1 protein-coding gene is annotated in these 3121 nt (G+C 35.8%); it reads right to left on the bottom strand.

Translation table 11 applies throughout. The features are described from left to right. On the bottom strand, positions 1-3121 hold a 3121-nt coding region (locus HRT72_06535; GenBank protein ID NQY67364.1), incomplete at both ends, for a LamG domain-containing protein.

Raw genomic sequence — 3121 nt, 5'->3', positions numbered from 1 at the left:
TACTGCACCAACAGCACTGTAAACAATAATACTTGAATTATCATCTAATTGATCTAAACTAACCGTAAAGATTCCTTTTGATGGGTTAGGATAAATTTTATAGTTATCAACTGATAATTGATCATTGTTTACTCCAGTAACAGTTACCGGAATACAAGCCGAAGTATCTGTACAACCATTTTGCGTTACCACAACAGCATAAGAACCATTAACTGTAACAGTATAACTCGCATTAGTTGCTCCTGGAATCACACTCATGTTGTTGTTACAATCTAACCATTGGTAAGTTGCTCCTGTAGCATTAGCAGTTAAAGTAGGAGAGTTATTTGTTATAGAGGTGTCTACAGTATTAATTGTTAAATCTAATGTTACTAAGCTGTCACAGCTATTTGCAGCACCATTGGCAATGTTGAAAGTAGCAGAGCTGTTGTTTGCTGTATAAGTATTTCCATCAATCCAAGTGTATGAGTTACATTCGGTTCTAGTGTCAGTACCTGTTAATGCTGGCAATACGGTTACTGTTGCTGTTGATGTCATTTCTAAACTACACCCTGAACATGAACCTGTTCCAACTATCCAATCTGTAGCGGGGTCCATATTTGTTAATGTTCCATCATTTGAGTTTGCCGTTAAATCAGTTAAAGTAGAACTTCCAGTACCATCTTCAAAATCATATAATGCATAAAGATTAGCTTCAGCACCTGTTAAACAACTATTCATAGATGATTGAATTTCAGCTGGTGTTCTGGAAACATCCCATAATCTAAAGTCATCTACTTGACCAGAGTAATAACCATAGTCACCTCCACCAATACCATTATTTACACCGTTGGGTGTTATTCCCAAAGATGGATAAACATTTGCTTTTAAACTTGTTAAACCAGTAGCAACTAAAGTACCATTAACATATAGTGTAGGTTGCTTAGCAGTATAGACTACTGCAATATGGGTCCATGTACTGATTGTTCCAGTCCAAACTAATAGTGCTGGCATGTAATTTGAACCATGTTCATAAACACTTACACCATTTGTTCCAACTGAAATACCAACTCCTCCATCTCCTGATCTATGAGCTGCACCAATCAAATAATTTTGCCCTGTAACACCATCGGCTCCACTGTTTGCTTGAGCGTCAATTTCATGAGTTGCAGTTGGGTTTACCCAAGCTTCATAAGTGAAATTATTTGAAAAAGTTGGTACATATGTTAATAGCGCAATTTCTGTAGAACTTCCATCAAATTCCAATCCTATGGAAGCCTTTTCTCCAAAAATATTGAAGGTCATTGTTGAAGCAATATTCCCTGTATTCAAAGAAATTGGACTCCCTGTTCCTGGCATTGGTCCGTCTACAATAGTATCGTTGGCATTATCCCTTAAGTAGTAGTTGACACCTGTTTCTGAAGAACCAGTAGTTATTGTTGTCCCTGTATTGGTAGAACAAAGTGTAGAGTTAGTTGCAGTTACTGTTTGGTTTAAAGATTCAATAGTAATGGTAATAGTCATTACACTATCGCAGCCAGCTGCATTGTTAATCGTGTCATTAACAGTGTAGTTTCCAACAGCTGTATAGGTAGAATCTCCACTTGGAACGGTATAACCACTACACTCGTTTGCAGTTACGCTAAAATTAGAGGTTGTAATAGGACAACCAGATAAATGAACTCCTATTGAAGGAACTATGTTCGCTCCAAACCCAATCCAGTTCCAACCGCCTGTTCCAGTAGCATCTACAATCTTAACAGGTGATGGATGTGAAATTACATTTCCTGAAGAACTCATTGCTAAATTTAATGAGAAATTATTTATTGATGATGCTCCAAACCAGATTGAATTAGTACTGTTAAAGGGACTAGATTGATCTACAAGACTTAATGTAGCTAAATAATAATCATCGGTTAAGTTTGTTAATGGTGCCCCACTAGTATTATCAATAAATCCTGTAGCAATACCAACATTAGATGTTCCATTAGGAGTTGTTGATCCTAATCCCGTTAAATTAACTGTACTAACTCCAGCAAGAATTAATTCATTATCATCATCTAAGAATCCGTTAAGTGTACTTCCGTTTGCTCCATCAATAAATTTATAGATCGTTACAAAGACTGTAGCTGTAGTTGCTCCAGTATAAGTATTAGGGATATAGTACCTAAATGAAACAGAATCAATTCTTAAGGCTTCATTAACCGCATTAGAAAACTCAAACATTGATCCATATTCAAAAGATTGAAAAGACGTACCTCCCGGAAACATTGGTCTATTGTAAGCGGGCGTATTATCTGGACGTAAGGCAACTTTAGAAGCATATGAATTATCATTTATTGAAAAAAGGTGATATACAGTATCATTACTTGCATTGTTATCTGTTGATAATGAAGTAGTATACCTTGCTCTAAAATCTCCAATCTGAGCCCAAGAACTACTGTTGAGAGTGTCTGTTACTGCGGTCCCATTTGTACTTTTTATTGTATCCTGAATATTAGTGCTTTGATTATGTACAGCAACCCAATTACCACTTTGATTTGCTTGAATCTCTACATTAAGCGTAGCTCCATCAGTAGGTAAAACATTTTTATGTCCATAATTTTTTACATTAGCTCCAAACATTAAGTGATGTGTGTTCATTTGGCTTAATGGGAAATGTCTATTATTAGTAATAGTTAATTGATTATATTTAGCAGCTAAGGTAGTACCTCCAGCATCTTCTATGGCTATTGTTAAGTCGTATTCATCAGCAACTGCTATTGAAACATCGTCAATCATAGAAAAATAATAATTTCCATCAAAAGTAAATTTAATTCTACATTGAGTTAAATTAGTTACTCCAGCTGTAATTGTTGGAAATACAACAGCTACAAAACCTTCTGCACTAGTATTTGTAGCTGCTGGTTGAAGTGTTCTAAAGTCTGTAGTAGACCAAGTTGCTCCATCATCAACAGAAAATGAAATACTTAATTCGCCAATCTGATAATTTAAATAATAAGAATAAAAATCAACTACTAGGGCAGAGTCAGTATAACCAGAAACATCAATCCTAGGCGATATAATACTTCCTTTATGAGCCGAAGGGGAAGTTCCCGTTCCCCAAGCTCCAGCTACTCCTGCATTATCCAAAAAATCAGAG

This window comes from Flavobacteriales bacterium, assembly GCA_013214975.1.
Lineage (GTDB): Bacteria > Bacteroidota > Bacteroidia > DT-38 > DT-38 > DT-38.
Note: the sequence above shows the minus strand (reverse complement) of the source record. Positions and strands in the feature narration are given on the sequence as shown.